Origin of the sequence: Streptomyces sp. SID14478 (assembly GCF_010548525.1) — a bacterium.
Taxonomy (GTDB): Bacteria; Actinomycetota; Actinomycetes; order Streptomycetales; family Streptomycetaceae; genus Streptomyces.
On the sequence record NZ_JAAGMG010000901.1, the window covers coordinates 1 to 327 of the forward strand.

The window sequence follows — 327 nt, forward strand, 5'->3', positions numbered from 1 at the left end:
ACCGTCTGCTGCCAGGCGGTGCCGCGCGCGCCGCCGCCGATCAGGAGCAGGGGAGCGGACCGGTCGGCCGCGTCGTCGAGCACCCGGTCCAGGGCGCCGAGCAGGGCGTGCACCGCTCCGTCGTACGCCGCCTGCAGCAGCTGTCCGCCGGTCGTGTCGTGCCGCAGCCCGGTCAACAGGCCCGCGGCGTGCGGCAGATCGGGCGTCCGTTCGCCGTCGAGGTAGGGCAGGATCGTCGCGCCGCCGCCCGCTTCGACGGCCTCCCGGTCCAGGCCGAGCAGCGCGGCGATCCGGTCCACGGCGAGGGTGCAGTTCAGGGTGCAGGCC

The 327-nt window shown here is 76.5% G+C and carries 1 protein-coding gene; it reads right to left on the reverse strand.

The features are described from left to right. The coding region (locus G3I40_RS29225) for an FGGY-family carbohydrate kinase (protein ID WP_275410239.1) at nucleotides 1–327 on the reverse strand (327 nt) is incomplete at both ends.